At 65.6% G+C, this 16,891-nt stretch carries 14 protein-coding genes and 2 tRNA genes; all 16 read left to right on the top strand.

Annotation, left to right across the window (positions count from 1 at the left end):
* The first annotated feature begins 28 nt into the window (after positions 1–28).
* The 16 genes from ASC46_RS05965 (at position 29) to nuoI (ending at position 16,803) form a co-directional block, all read left to right on the top strand.
* Positions 29–652, top strand: a complete 624-nt coding sequence (locus ASC46_RS05965) for an ATP-dependent Clp protease proteolytic subunit (RefSeq protein WP_019403284.1) — start codon at positions 29–31, stop codon at positions 650–652.
* A 236-nt stretch (positions 653–888) separates the two neighbouring features.
* Positions 889–2,154 carry an ATP-dependent Clp protease ATP-binding subunit ClpX gene (gene clpX, locus ASC46_RS05960; protein WP_055458356.1) on the top strand — a complete coding sequence of 422 codons (1,266 nt, stop codon included), beginning with the start codon at positions 889–891 and terminating at the stop codon, positions 2,152–2,154.
* 248 nt (positions 2,155–2,402) lie between these two features.
* The gene (lon, locus tag ASC46_RS05955) at positions 2,403–4,832 is read left to right on the top strand and encodes an endopeptidase La (protein WP_055458355.1); all 2,430 of its coding nucleotides are present in this window, start codon (positions 2,403–2,405) and stop codon (positions 4,830–4,832) included.
* A gap of 302 nt (positions 4,833–5,134) precedes the next feature.
* Complete coding sequence (locus ASC46_RS05950; protein ID WP_019403281.1) at positions 5,135–5,413, top strand: HU family DNA-binding protein; 279 nt, start codon at positions 5,135–5,137, stop codon at positions 5,411–5,413.
* Positions 5,414–5,521: 108 nt separating this feature from the next.
* Positions 5,522–5,597, top strand: a tRNA-Val gene (locus tag ASC46_RS05945).
* Positions 5,598–6,436: 839 nt separating this feature from the next.
* Positions 6,437–6,513 (top strand) — tRNA-Asp (locus ASC46_RS05940).
* Positions 6,514–6,963: 450 nt separating this feature from the next.
* Positions 6,964–7,329, top strand: coding sequence for an NADH-quinone oxidoreductase subunit A (locus ASC46_RS05935; RefSeq protein ID WP_055458354.1), 366 nt, complete (start codon positions 6,964–6,966; stop codon positions 7,327–7,329).
* Complete coding sequence (locus tag ASC46_RS05930) at positions 7,320–7,904, top strand: NuoB/complex I 20 kDa subunit family protein (protein WP_055458353.1); 585 nt, start codon at positions 7,320–7,322, stop codon at positions 7,902–7,904. Before ASC46_RS05935 ends, ASC46_RS05930 begins: the two co-directional genes overlap by 10 nt.
* Before the next feature lie 12 nt (positions 7,905–7,916).
* Positions 7,917–8,522: an NADH-quinone oxidoreductase subunit C gene (locus tag ASC46_RS05925; RefSeq protein ID WP_055458352.1), complete on the top strand. Its 606-nt coding sequence runs from the start codon at positions 7,917–7,919 to the stop codon at positions 8,520–8,522.
* Positions 8,523–8,537: 15 nt separating this feature from the next.
* The gene (locus ASC46_RS05920; RefSeq protein WP_055458351.1) at positions 8,538–9,728 is read left to right on the top strand and encodes an NADH-quinone oxidoreductase subunit D; all 1,191 of its coding nucleotides are present in this window, start codon (positions 8,538–8,540) and stop codon (positions 9,726–9,728) included.
* Positions 9,728–10,660: a hypothetical protein gene (locus ASC46_RS05915; protein WP_245280480.1), complete on the top strand. Its 933-nt coding sequence runs from the start codon at positions 9,728–9,730 to the stop codon at positions 10,658–10,660. Before ASC46_RS05920 ends, ASC46_RS05915 begins: the two co-directional genes overlap by 1 nt.
* Positions 10,660–11,790, top strand: coding sequence for an NADH-quinone oxidoreductase subunit NuoE (gene nuoE, locus ASC46_RS05910; RefSeq protein WP_055458349.1), 1,131 nt, complete (start codon positions 10,660–10,662; stop codon positions 11,788–11,790). The genes ASC46_RS05915 and nuoE overlap by 1 nt, the downstream gene beginning before the upstream one ends.
* Before the next feature lie 6 nt (positions 11,791–11,796).
* The gene (gene nuoF / locus ASC46_RS05905; RefSeq protein ID WP_055458348.1) at positions 11,797–13,098 is read left to right on the top strand and encodes an NADH-quinone oxidoreductase subunit NuoF; all 1,302 of its coding nucleotides are present in this window, start codon (positions 11,797–11,799) and stop codon (positions 13,096–13,098) included.
* Between the two features lie 50 nt (positions 13,099–13,148).
* Positions 13,149–15,227 (top strand): NADH-quinone oxidoreductase subunit NuoG, encoded by a 2,079-nt coding sequence (gene nuoG / locus ASC46_RS05900; protein WP_055458347.1) that lies wholly within the window; start codon positions 13,149–13,151, stop codon positions 15,225–15,227.
* A gap of 12 nt (positions 15,228–15,239) precedes the next feature.
* Entirely contained in the window at positions 15,240–16,283 is a 1,044-nt protein-coding gene (gene nuoH, locus ASC46_RS05895) for an NADH-quinone oxidoreductase subunit NuoH (protein ID WP_055458346.1), read from the top strand.
* 31 nt (positions 16,284–16,314) lie between these two features.
* The gene (gene nuoI / locus ASC46_RS05890) at positions 16,315–16,803 is read left to right on the top strand and encodes an NADH-quinone oxidoreductase subunit NuoI (RefSeq protein WP_055458345.1); all 489 of its coding nucleotides are present in this window, start codon (positions 16,315–16,317) and stop codon (positions 16,801–16,803) included.
* The last annotated feature ends 88 nt before the right edge of the window (positions 16,804–16,891 follow it).

The raw sequence follows: 16,891 nt of genomic DNA, 5'->3' as shown, positions 1-16,891 counted from the left end.
CGGGCATTCGGAACCGACGAGGAAGACGATGAGGGATCCGTTAGAGGTCTATAACAACACGCTCGTGCCGATGGTGGTGGAGCAGTCCAACCGCGGCGAGCGTGCGTTCGATATCTATTCCCGCCTGCTGCGCGAGCGAATCATCTTCCTCACCGGCCCGGTGGAGGATTATTCGGCCTCGCTCATCGTGGCGCAGCTGCTGTTCCTCGAGGCCGAGAACCCGAAGAAGGAAATCTCCTTCTACATCAATTCCCCCGGTGGTGTGGTGACGTCGGGGCTGTCCATCTACGACACGATGCAGTTCATCCGCTGTCCCGTTTCGACGCTGTGCATCGGCCAGGCGGCCTCCATGGGCTCGCTGCTTCTTGCCGCGGGCGAGGCCGGACAGCGTTTCGCGCTGCCGAATGCGCGCATCATGGTGCATCAGCCTTCGGGCGGCTTCCAGGGCCAGGCGACGGACATTCTCATCCACGCGCGCGAAATCGAGGCGCTGAAGCGCCGCCTCAACGAGATCTACGTGAAACACACGGGCAAGGATCTCGTCTCCATCGAGCAGGCTCTGGAGCGCGATTTCTTCATGACCGCGGATGCGGCTCGCGACTTCGGCCTCATCGACCAGGTCCTGGCGACGCGCCCGGAGGTGGCGGCCTGATCGCGGTTGTCCCCAAGGACGGGTCAGGGGACGGGCGCCGGCTCCGGCGTGCCGTCCCATTTCTGTTGATCGGCATGCGGCACCATGTTTGCATGGTAGCCGTCATCGAATGAATCGGCGCGCTGGCGCCGGGCGAAGATCGCGGAATTACCCTTTCTTAGATCGACGCCTATATGAAGATGTGATGACGCTCGTACCGCGTGGTGCGGCACGGGCGGATCGAGCGGAGACGGACCATGAGCAAGACCAGCGGTGGCGACGCCAAGAGCACGCTCTACTGCTCATTTTGCGGCAAGAGCCAGCACGAGGTCCGCAAGCTCATCGCTGGACCGACCGTGTTCATCTGCGACGAGTGTGTGGAACTGTGCATGGACATCATCCGCGAGGAATCCAAGTCCTCGCTGGTGAAATCCCGCGATGGCGTGCCGACGCCGAAGGAGATCAGCAAGGTTCTCGACGATTACGTGATCGGCCAGGACCATGCCAAGAAGGTGCTCTCCGTCGCGGTGCACAACCACTACAAGCGCCTCGCGCATGCGACGAAGCACAATGACGTCGAACTTGCGAAGTCGAACATCCTGCTCGTCGGCCCGACGGGTTCGGGCAAGACGCTGCTCGCCCAGACGCTGGCGCGTATCCTCGATGTGCCGTTCACGATGGCGGATGCCACCACCCTGACGGAGGCCGGCTATGTCGGCGAGGATGTCGAGAACATCATCCTCAAGCTCCTGCAGGCCTCCGACTACAACGTCGAGCGGGCCCAGCGCGGCATCGTCTACATCGACGAGATCGACAAGATCTCGCGCAAGTCCGACAATCCTTCGATCACCCGCGACGTGTCGGGCGAGGGCGTGCAGCAGGCGCTCCTGAAGATCATGGAGGGCACGGTGGCTTCGGTGCCGCCGCAGGGCGGGCGCAAGCACCCGCAGCAGGAGTTCCTGCAGGTCGACACCACCAATATCCTGTTCATCTGCGGCGGTGCCTTCGCCGGGCTCGAGCGCATCATCAGTGCACGCGGCAAGGGCACTTCGATCGGCTTCGGTGCCAATGTGCAGGCTCCGGATGACCGGCGCACGGGCGAAATCTTCCGCGAGGTCGAGCCGGAGGATCTCTTGAAGTTCGGCCTCATCCCCGAATTCGTCGGCCGCCTGCCGGTCATCGCGACGCTCGAGGATCTCGACGAGGACGCTTTGACGAAGATTCTCAGGGAGCCGAAGAACGCGCTGGTCAAGCAGTACCAGCGGCTCTTCGACATGGAGAACGTCGAACTCACCTTTTCTGACGAGGCGCTTCTGCTCATTGCCCGCAAGGCGATCGAGCGCAAGACGGGTGCGCGCGGCCTCAGGTCCATCATGGAGGGCATCCTGCTCGACACGATGTACGACCTGCCGGGTCTCGAGGGTGTGGAGCAGATCGTCATCAGCCCCGAGGTGGTCGAGGGCAAGGCCAAGCCCTTGTTCATCTATGCGGATCGACAGGCGGAAACGAGCGCCAGCGCCTGACGGGCGCTCGCTCGCCGGTTGCACGGAGCAGGGCCGATCACCGTTTTGCGAGCTGGCCCTGCGTCCTTTCTTGAAACATACGGCACGGGACGCCACCTAACGCCCAACACCCGGTGCCGGCATGCTCTTAGAAGAGGTGCCGGCAAGGTGTGTCGGGGCAGCCGCAGCCGCGGTGAGCGCGCCCGACAATCCGTCCGTTGTCGGCCCATCGGGGCGGGGGCGGGCGCAAAGGAAAGGAACTGAGGGCTATGACCAATTCCAAGCCCCGCCAGCCGGCCATCCCGGGCACTGTTGCCGTCTATCCGGTCTTGCCCCTGCGCGATATCGTCGTATTCCCGCACATGATCGTGCCGCTCTTTGTCGGCCGCGAGAAGTCGATCCGCGCGCTCGAGGAAGTGGTCAAGAGCGACGGGCACATTCTACTCGCGACGCAAATCAACGCCTCTGACGATGATCCGGCGACGGACGCGATCTACCAGGTCGGCACCGTGGCGAGCGTGCTGCAGCTCCTCAAGCTGCCCGACGGCACCGTGAAGGTCCTTGTCGAGGGTGCCGGCCGCGCCAAGGTGCGCCAGTACACCCGCAGCGACGACTATTACGAGGCCGAGGCCGAGGTGCTCGCTGAATCGGCCGGCAATGCGGTGGAGACGGAGGCGCTCGCTCGCTCCGTGGTCTCGGAATTCGAGAACTACGTCAAGCTGAACAAGAAGGTTTCACCCGAGGTCGTCTCCGCGGTGACGCAGATCGACGATCCCTCGAAGCTCGCTGACACGGTCGCCTCGCATCTCGCCGTCAAGATCGCCGACAAGCAGGCGATCCTCGAGACGACGTCGGTCGCAGAGCGGCTCGAGAAGGCTCTCGGCCTGATGGAAAGCGAGATCTCCGTCCTGCAGGTGGAGAAGCGCATCCGCACGCGCGTCAAGCGCCAGATGGAGAAGACCCAGCGCGAGTACTACCTCAACGAGCAGATGAAGGCGATCCAGAAGGAGCTTGGCGACGAGGACGGTCGCGATGAGCTCGCCGAGCTGGAAGAGCGCATCGAGAAGACCAAGCTGACCAAGGAGGCGCGCGAGAAGGCGCAGGGCGAGCTGAAGAAGCTGCGCCAGATGTCTCCCATGTCGGCCGAGGCGACGGTTGTGCGCAACTATCTCGACTGGCTGCTCGGTATCCCGTGGGGCAAGCGCTCGCGCGTCAAGAAGGACCTGAACCTCGCCCAGGAGGTGCTGGACACCGACCACTTCGGCCTCGACAAGGTCAAGGAGCGCATCGTCGAATATCTTGCCGTGCAGCAGCGCGCCAACAAGCTGACGGGCCCGATCCTGTGCCTCGTCGGACCTCCGGGCGTCGGCAAGACCTCGCTCGGCAAGTCCATCGCCAAGGCGACGGGGCGCGAGTTCGTGCGCATGTCGCTCGGCGGCGTGCGGGACGAGGCCGAGATCCGCGGCCACCGGCGCACCTATATCGGCTCGCTGCCCGGCAAGATCATCCAGTCGATGCGCAAGGCCAAGACGTCCAATCCGCTCATCCTGCTCGACGAGATCGACAAGCTGGGCATGGACTTCCGCGGCGATCCGGCCTCGGCCCTGCTCGAGGTGCTGGATCCTGAGCAGAACTCGTCGTTCAACGACCATTATCTCGAGGTCGACTACGACCTGTCGAACGTGATGTTCGTGACGACGGCGAACACGCTCAACATCCCGCCGGCCCTGCTTGACCGCATGGAAGTGATCCGTATCGCCGGCTACACGGAAGAGGAGAAGGCCGAGATTGCCCGGCGGCATCTCATTCCCAACGCGCTGGCCAAGCACGGCCTGCAGCCGAAGGAATGGGAGATCGACGATGCCGGACTGCTCATCCTCATCCGCCGCTACACGCGAGAGGCGGGCGTGCGCAATCTCGAGCGCGAGATTGCCAATCTCATCCGCAAGGCGGTGAAGGAGATCATCCTCACCAAGAAGAAGAGGATCAGCGTTACGGCTGACAACATCTCCGACTATCTCGGCGCGCCGAAGTTCCGCTATGGCGAGATCGAGGCTGAGGATCAGGTGGGCACCGTCACCGGTCTCGCCTGGACCGAGGTCGGCGGCGAGCTCCTGACGATCGAAGGCATCATGATGCCCGGCAAGGGCAAGATGACCGTCACCGGCAACCTGCGGGACGTGATGAAGGAATCGATCTCTGCAGCGGCGTCCTATGTCCGCTCGCGCGCGGTCGACTTCGGCATCGAGCCCCCGCTGTTCGAGCGGCGTGACATCCACGTGCACGTTCCGGAAGGCGCGACCCCGAAGGACGGCCCGTCGGCCGGCATTGCCATGGCGACTGCCATCGTCTCGACGCTCACGGGCATTCCGGTGCGCCGCGACGTCGCGATGACCGGCGAGGTCACGCTGCGCGGACGGGTTCTGCCGATCGGCGGCCTCAAGGAAAAGCTCCTCGCCGCTTTGCGCGGTGGCATCAAGAAGGTGCTGATCCCCGAGGACAACGCCAAGGATCTGGCGGACATCCCGGCTTCGGTGAAGAACGGCCTCGAGATCGTCCCCGTGTCGCGCATGGAGCAGGTGCTTGCCCATGCTCTGGTGCGTCAGCCCGAGGCGATCGTCTGGGACGAGGAGGCGGCCTCCCGGAAGGGCGCGGTCGCATCCAGCGATGAGGATGGCACGGGTCTCGTCGCTCACTGAGCCGGGATGCTAGGACGGAATCGCAGGAGGCGGGATCCACGGACCCCGCCTCCTTCGCTGAAGAGCCGCGATTCGCTTGTCAGCCAAGGACAAGCCGGCATCGCACCTTCGGGGCCGAATTTGGGCGTCGTTAGTGCGCGACACGGGTGCTTTTTTGTGGTTTTGCAGCCTGTAACCGTTGCATTTCTTGGGATTCTGCGGCATCGGGGTTGAGCGTGCCGCCGCTGTTGCGGGCGGACGTGTCCGCGCCATGTGGCGCATTCGGTTCGCAGCTGTGACGGCGCGAATGCAAGGAGGACAACATGAACAAAGGTGAACTCGTCTCGGCCGTCGCCGAGAAGGCGGGCCTCACGAAGACCCAGGCCACCGAGGCGATCGACGCGGCGATTGACGCGATCACGGGCGCTCTGAAGAAGGGTGACGAAGTGAAGCTGGTCGGGTTCGGCACCTTTGCGGTCGCCGACCGAGCGGCCGGTACGGCGCGCAATCCGCGTACGGGCGAGACGATCCCCGTGCCGGCGTCCAAGGCGCCCAAGTTCAAGGCGGGTGCCGCTCTCAAGGACGCCGTCAACGGCAAGTGACGTTACAGGGGCGAGCCGATCGCATGAGGCTATTCGGCCGTTCGCTCACGCGGGATGCGGCCAGAGCCCTTGCGGAGGGCCCGGCTCGCCCCTAAACACTGGGACAATGGGCGGTTAGCTCAGTCGGTAGAGCATCTCGTTTACACCGAGAGGGTCGGCGGTTCGAGTCCGTCACCGCCCACCACCTGAAGTCCTTGAAATATCAGCCTTGAACGTTTGTTCCGCGATCTTGCAGTGGCGGGGGATAGCGCCGGACATGGCGTGTGCAGGCCAGTCCTGAGATGAGGCGCCGGCCTGTCTTTGGGCTCCTTCCGCGCCGCCCGCCGGTCGGTCCCGTGCAGCGGGGGACGGGCGGCCGCTTGCCGAACCCGGCAGAACATGTGCCGATTTTCCGCCGGCACGGCCCCGTCCCGGCCGCGGCACGGGCATCGATTGCGATTTCTCCTGGCGATCTGGGACGTTGAATATGGGGCGGTGAACCCCATATTCTTCAAGCGGTGTTCTGTGACCTCCGCGGCGAGCCCTGATCGCATCCATGCCCCCCAAGGAATGCGGTCGGGGCTTCGCTATGTCGGCGTGGCGCGCAAGCCCGCCGTGGGCTGGTTCGGTCATATGCTTGTCTCTCGAAGTCAGATCCGGTTGCTGTCCGCGGGGGCCGATGTCCTGCGTCATCCGGCCGTGGCTGCCATCGATGCGCGGCCGCGATGAAGCGGGGAGGGGCCGGTCCGCCTTGGTGAGGCGGTGGCCTTGTCTCGTTGCGCGGGCCCATTGGGGCAGCGGATTCGGAGGAGCGGAAAGAGGCAACGCTTCGCCCCGCGAGACGTGCCCTGCAGGTCGTCCAGGGTGAATCGGATGCTCGCGCTCGGCCTTGCGAAGAACGGCCATTGCGAGCGGCGGCAGCCGCTGTCCACAGGCGGGAAGGGGTGTTCGGAAGGGTTTTCACAGGGATGCAGTCAAGGTGCTTGACAGGGCCGGAGACGGGTCTTAAGTCAGCGCCACCACAGCGAACGAGACGTTCGCCGCGGGGGTGTAGCTCAGTTGGTTAGAGCGCCGGCCTGTCACGCCGGAGGCCGCGGGTTCGAGCCCCGTCACTCCCGCCACTTTCTTCCTCGAAAATCAGAGCCTCGAAGTTCCAGACACGATCCTGCGGCGACGGGAACGTGACGTCGACTGTCCGGACCGTGGTCTATGTCCGAGCCGGTTGTCCTTCGGGCACGGCACCCGTCGGGTATGCCGGACGGGTGCCGTGCCGAAATGTCCCATGCGGATGTTTGGTCGAGCGAGGATGAGGCGGGTCGCGGGGTGGCGGTTGCGCGGGCCTTGCGCCGCGGTGCCGAAAGCCGGGAACATGGCAGCTATGCGGCACCGCAGCACTTGCGCCCGCGGATCGGCTGCGATAAGCCTCGCCCGCAAATGCGAAACGGTCCAAGGTAGCGGATTGCCGGCGTTTTCCGTCGCTTCGCCGCGCTCGGACCGGCTTCGTGCTGAGCGAGAAATCCGTCCAAGAGCCCGCCGTCTTCGGCGACGGGCCACGATACCGCGGGTGCCGGATGCAGAGCCTTCTTGCCGACTATCTGCCGCTCGTCATCTTCATCGGTGTGTCGCTGGTGATCGGGATGGCGCTGCTTGTCTCGCCCTTCATCGTGGCATATTCGCGGCCTGACGCCGAGAAGCTGTCGGCCTACGAATGCGGCTTCAACGCCTTCGACGATGCGCGCATGAAGTTCGACGTGCGCTTCTATCTCGTCGCCATCCTCTTCATCATTTTCGACCTCGAGGTCGCCTTTCTCTTCCCGTGGGCCGTGGCCTTCGGCGACCTCGGCTGGTTCGGCTTCTGGTCCATGATGCTGTTTCTCGGCGTCCTGACCGTCGGCTTTATCTACGAGTGGAGAAAGGGAGCCCTCGAATGGGATTGATCGGCGAAGCGAGCGGCCCGGCCGTCGCGCCGGCGGCCAGGGGCGTCATCGACCCGCGGACCGGCAAGCCCGTGGGCTCGGATGATTCCTTCTTCCTCGGCCTCAATGACGAACTGGCGGACAAGGGCTTCCTCGTCACCTCGACGGACGAGCTCATCCAGTGGGCCCGCACCGGCTCGCTGATGTGGATGACCTTCGGCCTTGCCTGCTGCGCCGTGGAGATGATGCAGCTGTCGATGCCGCGCTACGACGTCGAGCGCTTCGGCTTCGCTCCGCGCGCCAGCCCGCGCCAGTCGGACGTGATGATCGTCGCCGGGACGCTGACCAACAAGATGGCGCCGGCCCTGCGCAAGGTCTACGACCAGATGCCCGAGCCACGCTACGTCATCTCGATGGGCTCGTGCGCCAACGGTGGCGGCTACTACCATTATTCCTATTCGGTCGTGCGTGGCTGCGACCGGGTGGTGCCGGTCGACATCTATGTCCCGGGCTGCCCGCCGACCGCCGAGGCGCTGCTCTACGGCGTCCTTCTTCTGCAGAAGAAGATCCGCCGCACCGGCACCATCGAGCGCTGAGGAACGAGGCGAATGAGCGTCAATCTGACCGAGCTCGGAGAGCATATCCTCGCATCGCTGCCGGGTGCGGCGAAGGCGGCGGGCGTCGGCTTCGGCGAGCTCACGATCTATGCCGACGCGCACGAGATCGTGCGTGTCCTGACCTTCCTGCGCGACGACGCGCGCTGCCGCTTCGTCAACTTCACGGACCTGTGCGGCGTCGACTATCCGGTGCGCGAGAAGCGCTTCGACGTCGTCTATCACCTCCTGTCGCCGCAGCATAACACGCGCATCCGCGTGAAGGTGGAGACTGACGAGGTGACGCCCGTGCCCTCGGCCGTCGGCGTCTTCCCGGCTGCCAACTGGTTCGAGCGCGAGGCTTACGACCTCTACGGCATCCTGTTCTCCGGCCATCCGGACCTGCGCCGCATCCTCACCGACTACGGCTTCGAGGGCCATCCGCTGCGCAAGGACTTTCCGCTCACCGGCTTCGTCGAGGTGCGCTACGACGACGAGGAGAAGCGGGTGGTCTACGAGCCGGTGCGGCTCAACCAGGAATTCCGCAACTTCGACTTTCTCTCGCCGTGGGAGGGCACCGACTACGTGCTGCCCGGCGACGAGAAGGCCAAGGCCAACTGAGCGGGAGAGGGCGCCTTGGGCGAGCATCAGATCCGCAATTTCTCGATCAACTTCGGCCCACAGCATCCGGCGGCGCACGGCGTGCTGCGCCTCGTGCTCGAGCTCGACGGCGAGGTGGTGGAGCGCGTCGACCCGCACATCGGCCTTCTGCACCGGGGCACGGAGAAGCTGATCGAGGCCAAGACCTACCTGCAGGCGGTGCCCTATTTCGACCGGCTCGACTATGTCGCGCCGATGAACCAGGAACACGCTTTTGCGCTTGCGGTCGAGCGGCTGCTCGGTATCACGGTGCCGAAGCGCGGCCAGCTCATCCGTGTGCTCTATTCGGAGATCGGGCGTCTCCTCTCGCACCTCCTCAATGTGACGACGCAGGCCATGGACGTCGGCGCGCTCACCCCGCCCCTCTGGGGCTTCGAGGAGCGCGAGAAGCTGATGATCTTCTATGAGCGGGCCTCGGGCGCGCGCATGCACGCGGCCTATGTGCGCCCCGGCGGCGTACACCAGGATCTGCCGAGCAAGCTCATCGACGACATCTGGGATTTCTGCGACCCCTTCCTCAACGTCTGCGACGACCTCGAGGGGCTCCTCACCGACAACCGCATCTTCAAGCAGCGCAACGTCGACATCGGCGTGGTCTCGCTCGAGGACTGCTGGGCCTGGGGCTTCTCCGGCGTCATGGTGCGCGGCTCGGGCGCGGCGTGGGACCTGCGCAAGGCGCAGCCCTACGAGTGCTACGAAGAGCTCGATTTCGACATCCCGGTCGGCAAGAACGGCGATTGCTACGACCGTTACTGCATCCGCATGGAGGAGATGCGGCAGTCCATCCGCATCATGAAGCAGTGCCTCGAGAAGCTGCGCTCGCCCGAAGGGCAGGGCGCGGTCTCGACGAGCGACCACAAGATCGTGCCGCCCAGGCGCGGCGAGATGAAGCGTTCGATGGAAGCGCTCATCCACCACTTCAAGCTCTATACGGAAGGCTACCACGTCCCCGCGGGTGAGGTTTACGCCGCCGTCGAGGCGCCCAAGGGCGAGTTCGGTGTCTACCTGGTGTCGGACGGCACCAACAAACCCTATCGCTGCAAGATCAAGGCGCCGGGCTTCGCCCATCTGCAGGCCATGGATTTCATGTGCCGCGGCCACATGCTGGCCGACGTCTCGGCCGTGCTCGGCTCGCTCGACATCGTGTTCGGCGAGGTCGACCGCTGATGGCTTCGGCACCGGCCATAGAAGGGACGGGGCTCGTGGGCTGCGCATCCGGCTGGACGCCGTCGGAGCGGACGCGCCGTAAGGTGCTCGAGCCGCTGCGCCGGCGTGTCCTTGGGCCGCTCTTCACCCGTCTCGGCTACGACCTCCTGCCGGCCGTGCCGGAATGGGAACACCGGCCCCTGTCGCGCCGCGAGGTCGATCGGCTCGTGCGCGGAGCCGCCCACCATATCGCCGTCGATCTGGACGCGGCCGGCATCGCGGTGCCGGAGGACATGGAAGGCCTGGTGCGCGCCTTCTATGAAGACATCTGCCAGTGCCCGGTCCGCCAGAAGCACGGCGGCAACGGCTTCAACGGCGCGCTCGAGCTCTTCGTCATCGCGCGGGCGCTCGCTCCGGACGTCATCATCGAATCGGGTGTCTTCCGCGGCCTGACGACCTGGGTGCTGCGCAAGGCCTGCCCCGAGGCGCGGATCTTCTGCTTCGACGCGGTCTTCGCCAATCTGCAGCACCGCGATCCGGCGGCCACCTATCACGAGGCGGACTGGTCGGGCTACGATTTCGACGGGCTCGACCTGTCGCGCGCGCTCGCCTTCTTCGACGATCACATCGACCAAGCACGGCGCATCATCGAGGCGGGGGAGCGCGGGCTCAGCCAGCTCGTCTTCGATGACAACACCGCCGCACATCGTATCCACGCCCATGGCGGCCCGGCCTTTCCGACCGTCGACATGGTGCTCGCCGATGACCTGCCGACGGAGCCGGTACGCTGGCTGCGCAACGGGCGCGAATTCGTCTATGAGGCCGACGCCTCCGTCATCGAAGCCGTCCGCGAGCGGGTCGAGACGGTGCGCAATTTCGATGATCTCCATGGCGTGACCGGCTATTCGCCGGCGCGCCTGACCTATGTGAAGCTCAAGGACAGGCGGATCTGATGGCTGTTCGTCGTCTCGCCCCCAAGGAATTCCAGCCGGACAGCTTCGCCTTCACGGCGGAGAATGCGATCTGGGCAGGGCAGCAGATTGCGAAATATCCCGAAGGCCGACAGGCATCGGCGGTGATCGCGCTGTTGTGGAAGGCGCAGGAGCAGGCCGGCGGCTGGTTGCCCGAGCCGGCGATCCGCACCGTCGCCGACCTCCTCAAGATGCCCTACATCCGGGTGCTCGAGGTCGCGACCTTCTACACGATGTTCAACCTCGAGCCCGTCGGCCGCCATCTGGTGCAGCTGTGCGGAACGACGCCCTGCATGCTGCGCGGCGCCGAGCAGCTCAAGGACGTCCTGAAGCGCAGGGTCGGCGACGAGAAGCACGTCAGTGCCGACGGCAAGTTCTCGTGGATGGAGGTCGAGTGCCTCGGCGCCTGCTGCAACGCGCCGATGGTGCAGATCAACAATGACTATTACGAGGACCTGACACCCGAAAGCCTCGAGAAGCTGCTCGACGATCTCGCCGCCGGCAAGCCGGTTAAGCCCGGCCCGCAGAACGGCCGACGCGCCTCCGAGCCGGAGGGCGCCATCACCACCTTGAGCGATCCTTCGCTGTTCGACGGCTCGCAGATCGGCGCCTGGCGCCAGCGCTTCGAGGCCGAGGCAGCCGAAAAGGCGCGCGCAGAGGCGGAGGCTGCCGCCGCAGCGCCGGAGGCGGCGAAGACGCCCGAGCCCGCCAAGCCGAAGGAGACGCGAGCCGAGGAGAAGGCCGCCGACCGTCCCGAGGTGCGTGTCGCTGAAGGCAAGGCGCCGATCGCGCCGGCCGCCAAGGCGGATGCGGCCGAGGGCGTCGCAGACGAGCACAAGCCCATCCTCCTCGCCAAGGCGCGTGGCGACGGCCCGGACGACCTCAAGCTCATCTACGGTGTCGGGCCGAAGCTCGCGACCATGCTGAACGAGCTCGGCGTCTATCACTTCGATCAGATTGCCGCCTGGAACGAGATGAATCTCGCCTGGGTCGACCAGCATCTTGGCGCCTTCCGCGGGCGCGCGGTGCGCGACAAGTGGATCGAGCAGGCCAGGAAGCTCGCTACGGGCTGGCGCCCGGCGAGCGACGTCGGCGAGAAGCCGGAGGAGTGAGCGGCCATGCTGTCTGACAAGGACCGCATTTTCACCAATCTCTACGGGCTTCACAGCCCTGGCCTCGAGGCCGCGAAGATGCGCGGCGCTTGGGACGGCACCAAGTTCCTGTTGCAGCAGGGGCGCGATTGGATCATCGAGGAGATGAAGAAGTCGGGCCTGCGCGGGCGTGGTGGCGCGGGCTTTCCCACCGGCCTCAAGTGGTCGTTCATGCCCAAGCAGTCCGACGGGCGCCCGCACTACCTCGTTGTCAATGCCGACGAGTCGGAGCCGGGCACCTGCAAGGACCGCGAGATCATGCGCCATGATCCGCACCTCCTGGTCGAGGGCTGCCTCATCGCCTCCTTCGCCATGGGGGCCCACGCGGCCTACATCTACATCCGCGGCGAGTACATCGCCGAACGCGAGGCGCTGCAGCGGGCGGTGGACGAGGCCTACGAGGCGCGCCTCATCGGCAAGGACAACGTCCACGGTTATCCCTTCGACCTCTACGTGCACCACGGCGCCGGCGCCTATATCTGCGGCGAGGAGACGGCGCTGCTCGAGAGCCTCGAGGGCAAGAAGGGCATGCCGCGGCTGAAGCCGCCGTTCCCGGCCAACATGGGTCTCTACGGTTGCCCGACGACGGTGAACAACGTCGAGTCGATCGCCGTCGCCGGCACCATCCTGCGCCGCGGCGCCTCCTGGTTCGCGAGCCTCGGCCGGCCGAACAACGTCGGCACGAAGCTCTTCTGCGTCTCCGGCCACGTCAACAAGCCGTGCAACGTGGAAGAGGAGATGGGCATCACCTTCCGTGAACTCATCGACCGGCATTGCGGCGGCATCCGCGGCGGCTGGGACAACCTTCTCGCCGTCATCCCCGGCGGCTCCTCGGTGCCCTGCGTGCCGGCCGAGCAGATCATCGACTGCCCGATGGACTTCGACTCCCTCAGGAATCTGAAGTCCGGCCTTGGCACGGCCGCCGTCATCGTCATGGACAGGTCCACCGACATCGTCCGGGCGATCGCGCGACTCAGCTACTTCTACAAGCACGAGAGCTGCGGCCAGTGCACGCCCTGCCGCGAGGGCACGGGCTGGATGTGGCGCGTGCTGACGCGCATGGCCGAGGGCCGGGCGCAGAAGCGCGAGATCGACATGCTCCTCGACGTGACCTACCAGGTCGAGGGCCACACGATCTGCGCGCTCGGCGATGCCGCGGCCTGGCCCGTGCAGGGCCTCATCCGCCATTTCCGCCACGAGATCGAGAAGCGCATCGACGATTATGCGGCCAACCCGCATTCGGATGCGGTTCTGCAGGCAGCTGAGTGATTGATCACGTCCGGGCGGCTCGCCGCCGGACGGGAAAGGACGAAGTAGCGATGGCCAAGCTCATCGTCGACGGCAATGAGATCGAGGTGCCTGCGGAGTTCACCATCCTGCAGGCCTGCGAGGAGGCGGGCGCCGAAGTGCCGCGCTTCTGCTTCCACGAGCGGCTGTCGATCGCCGGCAACTGCCGCATGTGCCTTGTCGAGGTGAAGGGCTCGCCGAAGCCCGTCGCCTCCTGCGCCATGTCGGTGCGCGACCTGCGGCCCGGCCCCAACGGCGAGCCGCCGGTCGTCAACACCCGCACGCCGCTCGTCAAGAAGGCGCGGGAGGGGGTGATGGAGTTTCTGCTCATCAACCACCCGCTGGACTGCCCGATCTGCGACCAGGGCGGGGAATGCGACCTGCAAGACCAGGCCATGGCCTACGGCGTCGATTCCTCGCGCTTCGCCGAGAACAAGCGCGCCGTGGAGGACAAGTACATCGGCCCGCTGGTCAAGACCTCGATGAACCGGTGCATTCACTGCACCCGCTGCATCCGCTTCACCACCGAGGTCGCCGGCGTGCCGGATCTCGGTGCCATCGGCCGCGGCGAGGACATGGAGATCACGACCTATCTCGAACACGCCATGGGCTCGGAGCTGCAGGGCAACGTGATCGATTTGTGCCCGGTAGGCGCGCTGACCTCGAAGCCCTATGCCTTCAAGGCGCGGCCCTGGGAATTGTCGAAGACTGAATCCGTCGACGTGATGGATGCGGTCGGCTCGGCTATCCGTGTCGATGCCCGCGGGCGCGAGGTCATGCGTTTCCTGCCGCGCGTCAACGAGTTCATCAACGAGGAATGGATCTCGGACAAGACGCGCTTCGTCTGGGACGGCCTCAGGACCCAGCGCCTCGACCGCCCCTATGTGCGGGAGAACGGACGGCTGCGTTCGGCGAGCTGGAACGAGGCCTTCGCTCTCATCGCCGAAAAGGTCAATGCGGCGAAGAGCGAGCGCATCGGTGCCATCGTCGGCGACCTTGCCGCCGTCGAGGAAACTTACGCCCTCAAGCTCCTCATGGAGAAGCTCGGCGTCCCCAACATCGACTGCCGTCAGGATGGCGCGCAGCTCGACCCGGCGCTCGGGCGCGCGACCTATCTCTTCAATACCACCATCGCCGGCATCGAGGATGCCGATGCGGTGCTGCTCATCGGCACCAATCCGCGCAAGGAAGCGCCGGTGCTCAATGCCCGCATCCGCAAACGTTGGCGCCTGCTGCGTACACCCATCGGCGTGATCGGCGAGAATGTCGATCTCACCTACGACTATTCCTATCTCGGCACCGGCGCGCAGACGCTGGCCGATCTCGCGGCCGGCAACGGCGCATTTCTCGAGGTGCTGAGCAAGGCCGAGCGGCCGCTCATCATCGTGGGGCAGGGGGCCCTGGCGCGGGAGGACGGCATGGCCGTGCTCGCGGCGGCGGCGAAGCTCGCCAAGGCCGTCGGCGCCCTTGGCGAGGCGTGGAACGGCTTTTCGGTGCTGCACACCGCCGCGGCGCGGGCTGGCGCGCTCGACCTCGGCTTCGTGCCGAAGGCGGACGGTCTCGACGTTGCCGGCATGCTGGCTCCTGGCGCGCTCGACGTCCTCTTCCTTCTCGGTGCTGACGAGGTCGACGTGCCGGAAGGCGCCTTCGTCGTCTACCAGGGCACGCACGGTGACCGCGGTGCCCACCGGGCCGATGTCATCCTGCCGGGGGCGGCCTATACGGAGAAGACCGGCATCTATGTCAACACCGAGGGGCGCCCCCAGTTCGCCAACCGCGCTGTGTTCCCGCCGGGGGACGCCCGCGAGGATTGGGCGATCCTGCGCGCGCTGTCCGATGTGCTCGGCAAGCGCCTGCCGTTCGACTCGCTTGCGGCGCTGCGCGAGCAGCTTTTCGCCGCGCATCCGCATCTTGCCGCTATCGGCGAGATCGCGCCGGTGGACACGGCCGGCATCGAGACGCTCGCCGGCAAGGGCGGCGTGCTCGCCGATGCGCCGCTGATTTCGCCGATCGCCGACTTCTATCTCACCAACCCCATCGCGCGCGCTTCCGCCGTCATGGCCGAGTGCTCGGCTCTGGCCGGCGGGGCGCTGAAGCAGGCTGCAGAGTAAGGACCACGCCCGATGGAATGGCTGACCACGGTTGCGATCATTCTCGGCAAGAGCCTGCTCCTGCTGGTCGCGCTGCTCGTCTTCATCGCCTACATCCTCTATGCCGATCGCAAGGTCTGGGCGGCGGTGCAGCTGCGCCGCGGGCCCAACGTCGTGGGGCCGTGGGGGCTGCTGCAGTCCTTCGCCGACCTGCTGAAGTTCGTGCTCAAGGAGCCGGTGATCCCTGCAGGCGCCAACAAGGGGCTTTTCTTGCTGGCGCCGCTCGTCACCTGTGTGCTGGCGCTGGCCGCCTGGGCGGTCATCCCGGTGGCGGACGGATGGGCGATCGCCGACATCAACGTCGGCATCCTCTACATCTTCGCCATCTCCTCGCTCGGCGTCTACGGCATCCTGATGGGCGGCTGGGCGTCGAACTCGAAGTACCCTTTTCTCGGCGCGCTGCGTTCCGCCGCGCAGATGGTGTCCTACGAGGTCTCTATCGGCTTCGTCATCATCACCGTGCTGCTCTGCGTCGGCTCGCTCAATCTCACCGAGATCGTGCGCGCTCAGGAGGCGAGGGGGCTCGCGACGATGCTCGGCGTGCCGTGGCTGACGGTGCTCAACTGGTACTGGCTGCCGCTGTTCCCGATGTTCGTCATCTTCTTCATCTCGGCGCTCGCCGAGACGAACCGCCCGCCCTTCGACCTGCCCGAGGCAGAATCGGAACTGGTGGCCGGCTTCATGGTGGAATACGCCTCGACGCCGTACCTCCTGTTCATGCTCGGCGAGTACGTGGCCATCATGACCATGTGCTCGCTGACGACGATCCTCTTCCTCGGCGGCTGGACCGCGCCGGTGGCGCTGCCGCCGTTCACGTGGATCCCGGGCGTCGTATGGTTCGTGGTCAAGGTCTGCTTCGTCTTTTTCATGTTCGCCATGGTGAAGGCGATGGTGCCGCGCTATCGCTACGACCAGCTGATGCGGTTGGGCTGGAAGGTGTTCCTGCCCCTGTCGCTCGCTGCCGTCATCATCGTCGCGGCCGTGCTGCAGATCACGGGATGGGCGCCGGCCTCGTGAGGCCGGCAAGAGAAAGGGACGGAGCCGGATCATGAGGCTCGATCAGGCCGCAAAGTCGCTCTTCTTGAAGGAGTTCGTATCGGCGTTCTTCTTGTCGATGCGCTATTTCTTCAAGCCGAAGGCGACGCTCAACTATCCCTTCGAGAAGGGAGTCCTGAGCCCGCGCTTCCGCGGCGAGCACGCGTTACGCCGTTATCCCAACGGTGAGGAGCGCTGCATCGCCTGCAAGCTGTGCGAGGCCATCTGCCCGGCTCAGGCCATCACGATCGAGGCCGGGCCGCGCCGCAACGACGGCACGCGCCGCACGACGCGTTACGACATCGACATGGTGAAGTGCATCTACTGCGGATTCTGCCAGGAGGCCTGCCCGGTCGATGCCATCGTCGAGGGACCGAACTTCGAATTCGCGGTGGAGACCCGCGAGGAGCTCTACTACGACAAGGACAAGCTCCTCGACAACGGCGCCCGCTGGGAGCGGGAGATCGCCCGCAACATCGCGATGGACGCACCCTACAGGTGACGTCGCGGTGAGGTTGTTCGTGAGGGATTCGGTGTCTATAGACGCCATGCCCGGGGGCTTGGGGCCCGTGGGCGACAGGACGGGATAC

The sequence above is a fragment of the Chelatococcus sambhunathii genome (assembly GCF_001418005.1).
GTDB lineage: Bacteria > Pseudomonadota > Alphaproteobacteria > Rhizobiales > Beijerinckiaceae > Chelatococcus_A > Chelatococcus_A sambhunathii.
The sequence above is the reverse complement of the archived record's forward strand: the minus strand, read 5'-3'. Positions and strand labels throughout refer to the sequence as shown.

What these genes read in the sequence shown, in the direction of transcription:
- lon (WP_055458355.1), top strand. Translation starts at nt 2,403, where the DNA reads ATGACCAATTCCAAGCCCCGCCAGCCGGCCATCCCGGGCACTGTTGCC.
- ASC46_RS05935 (WP_055458354.1), top strand. Translation starts at nt 6,964, where the DNA reads ATGCAGAGCCTTCTTGCCGACTATCTGCCGCTCGTCATCTTCATCGGT.
- nuoH (WP_055458346.1), top strand. Translation starts at nt 15,240, where the DNA reads ATGGAATGGCTGACCACGGTTGCGATCATTCTCGGCAAGAGCCTGCTC.
- nuoF (WP_055458348.1), top strand. Translation starts at nt 11,797, where the DNA reads ATGCTGTCTGACAAGGACCGCATTTTCACCAATCTCTACGGGCTTCAC.
- ASC46_RS05915 (WP_245280480.1), top strand. Translation starts at nt 9,728, where the DNA reads ATGGCTTCGGCACCGGCCATAGAAGGGACGGGGCTCGTGGGCTGCGCA.
- ASC46_RS05965 (WP_019403284.1), top strand. Translation starts at nt 29, where the DNA reads ATGAGGGATCCGTTAGAGGTCTATAACAACACGCTCGTGCCGATGGTG.
- ASC46_RS05950 (WP_019403281.1), top strand. Translation starts at nt 5,135, where the DNA reads ATGAACAAAGGTGAACTCGTCTCGGCCGTCGCCGAGAAGGCGGGCCTC.
- ASC46_RS05925 (WP_055458352.1), top strand. Translation starts at nt 7,917, where the DNA reads ATGAGCGTCAATCTGACCGAGCTCGGAGAGCATATCCTCGCATCGCTG.
- clpX (WP_055458356.1), top strand. Translation starts at nt 889, where the DNA reads ATGAGCAAGACCAGCGGTGGCGACGCCAAGAGCACGCTCTACTGCTCA.
- nuoG (WP_055458347.1), top strand. Translation starts at nt 13,149, where the DNA reads ATGGCCAAGCTCATCGTCGACGGCAATGAGATCGAGGTGCCTGCGGAG.
- ASC46_RS05930 (WP_055458353.1), top strand. Translation starts at nt 7,320, where the DNA reads ATGGGATTGATCGGCGAAGCGAGCGGCCCGGCCGTCGCGCCGGCGGCC.
- nuoI (WP_055458345.1), top strand. Translation starts at nt 16,315, where the DNA reads ATGAGGCTCGATCAGGCCGCAAAGTCGCTCTTCTTGAAGGAGTTCGTA.
- nuoE (WP_055458349.1), top strand. Translation starts at nt 10,660, where the DNA reads ATGGCTGTTCGTCGTCTCGCCCCCAAGGAATTCCAGCCGGACAGCTTC.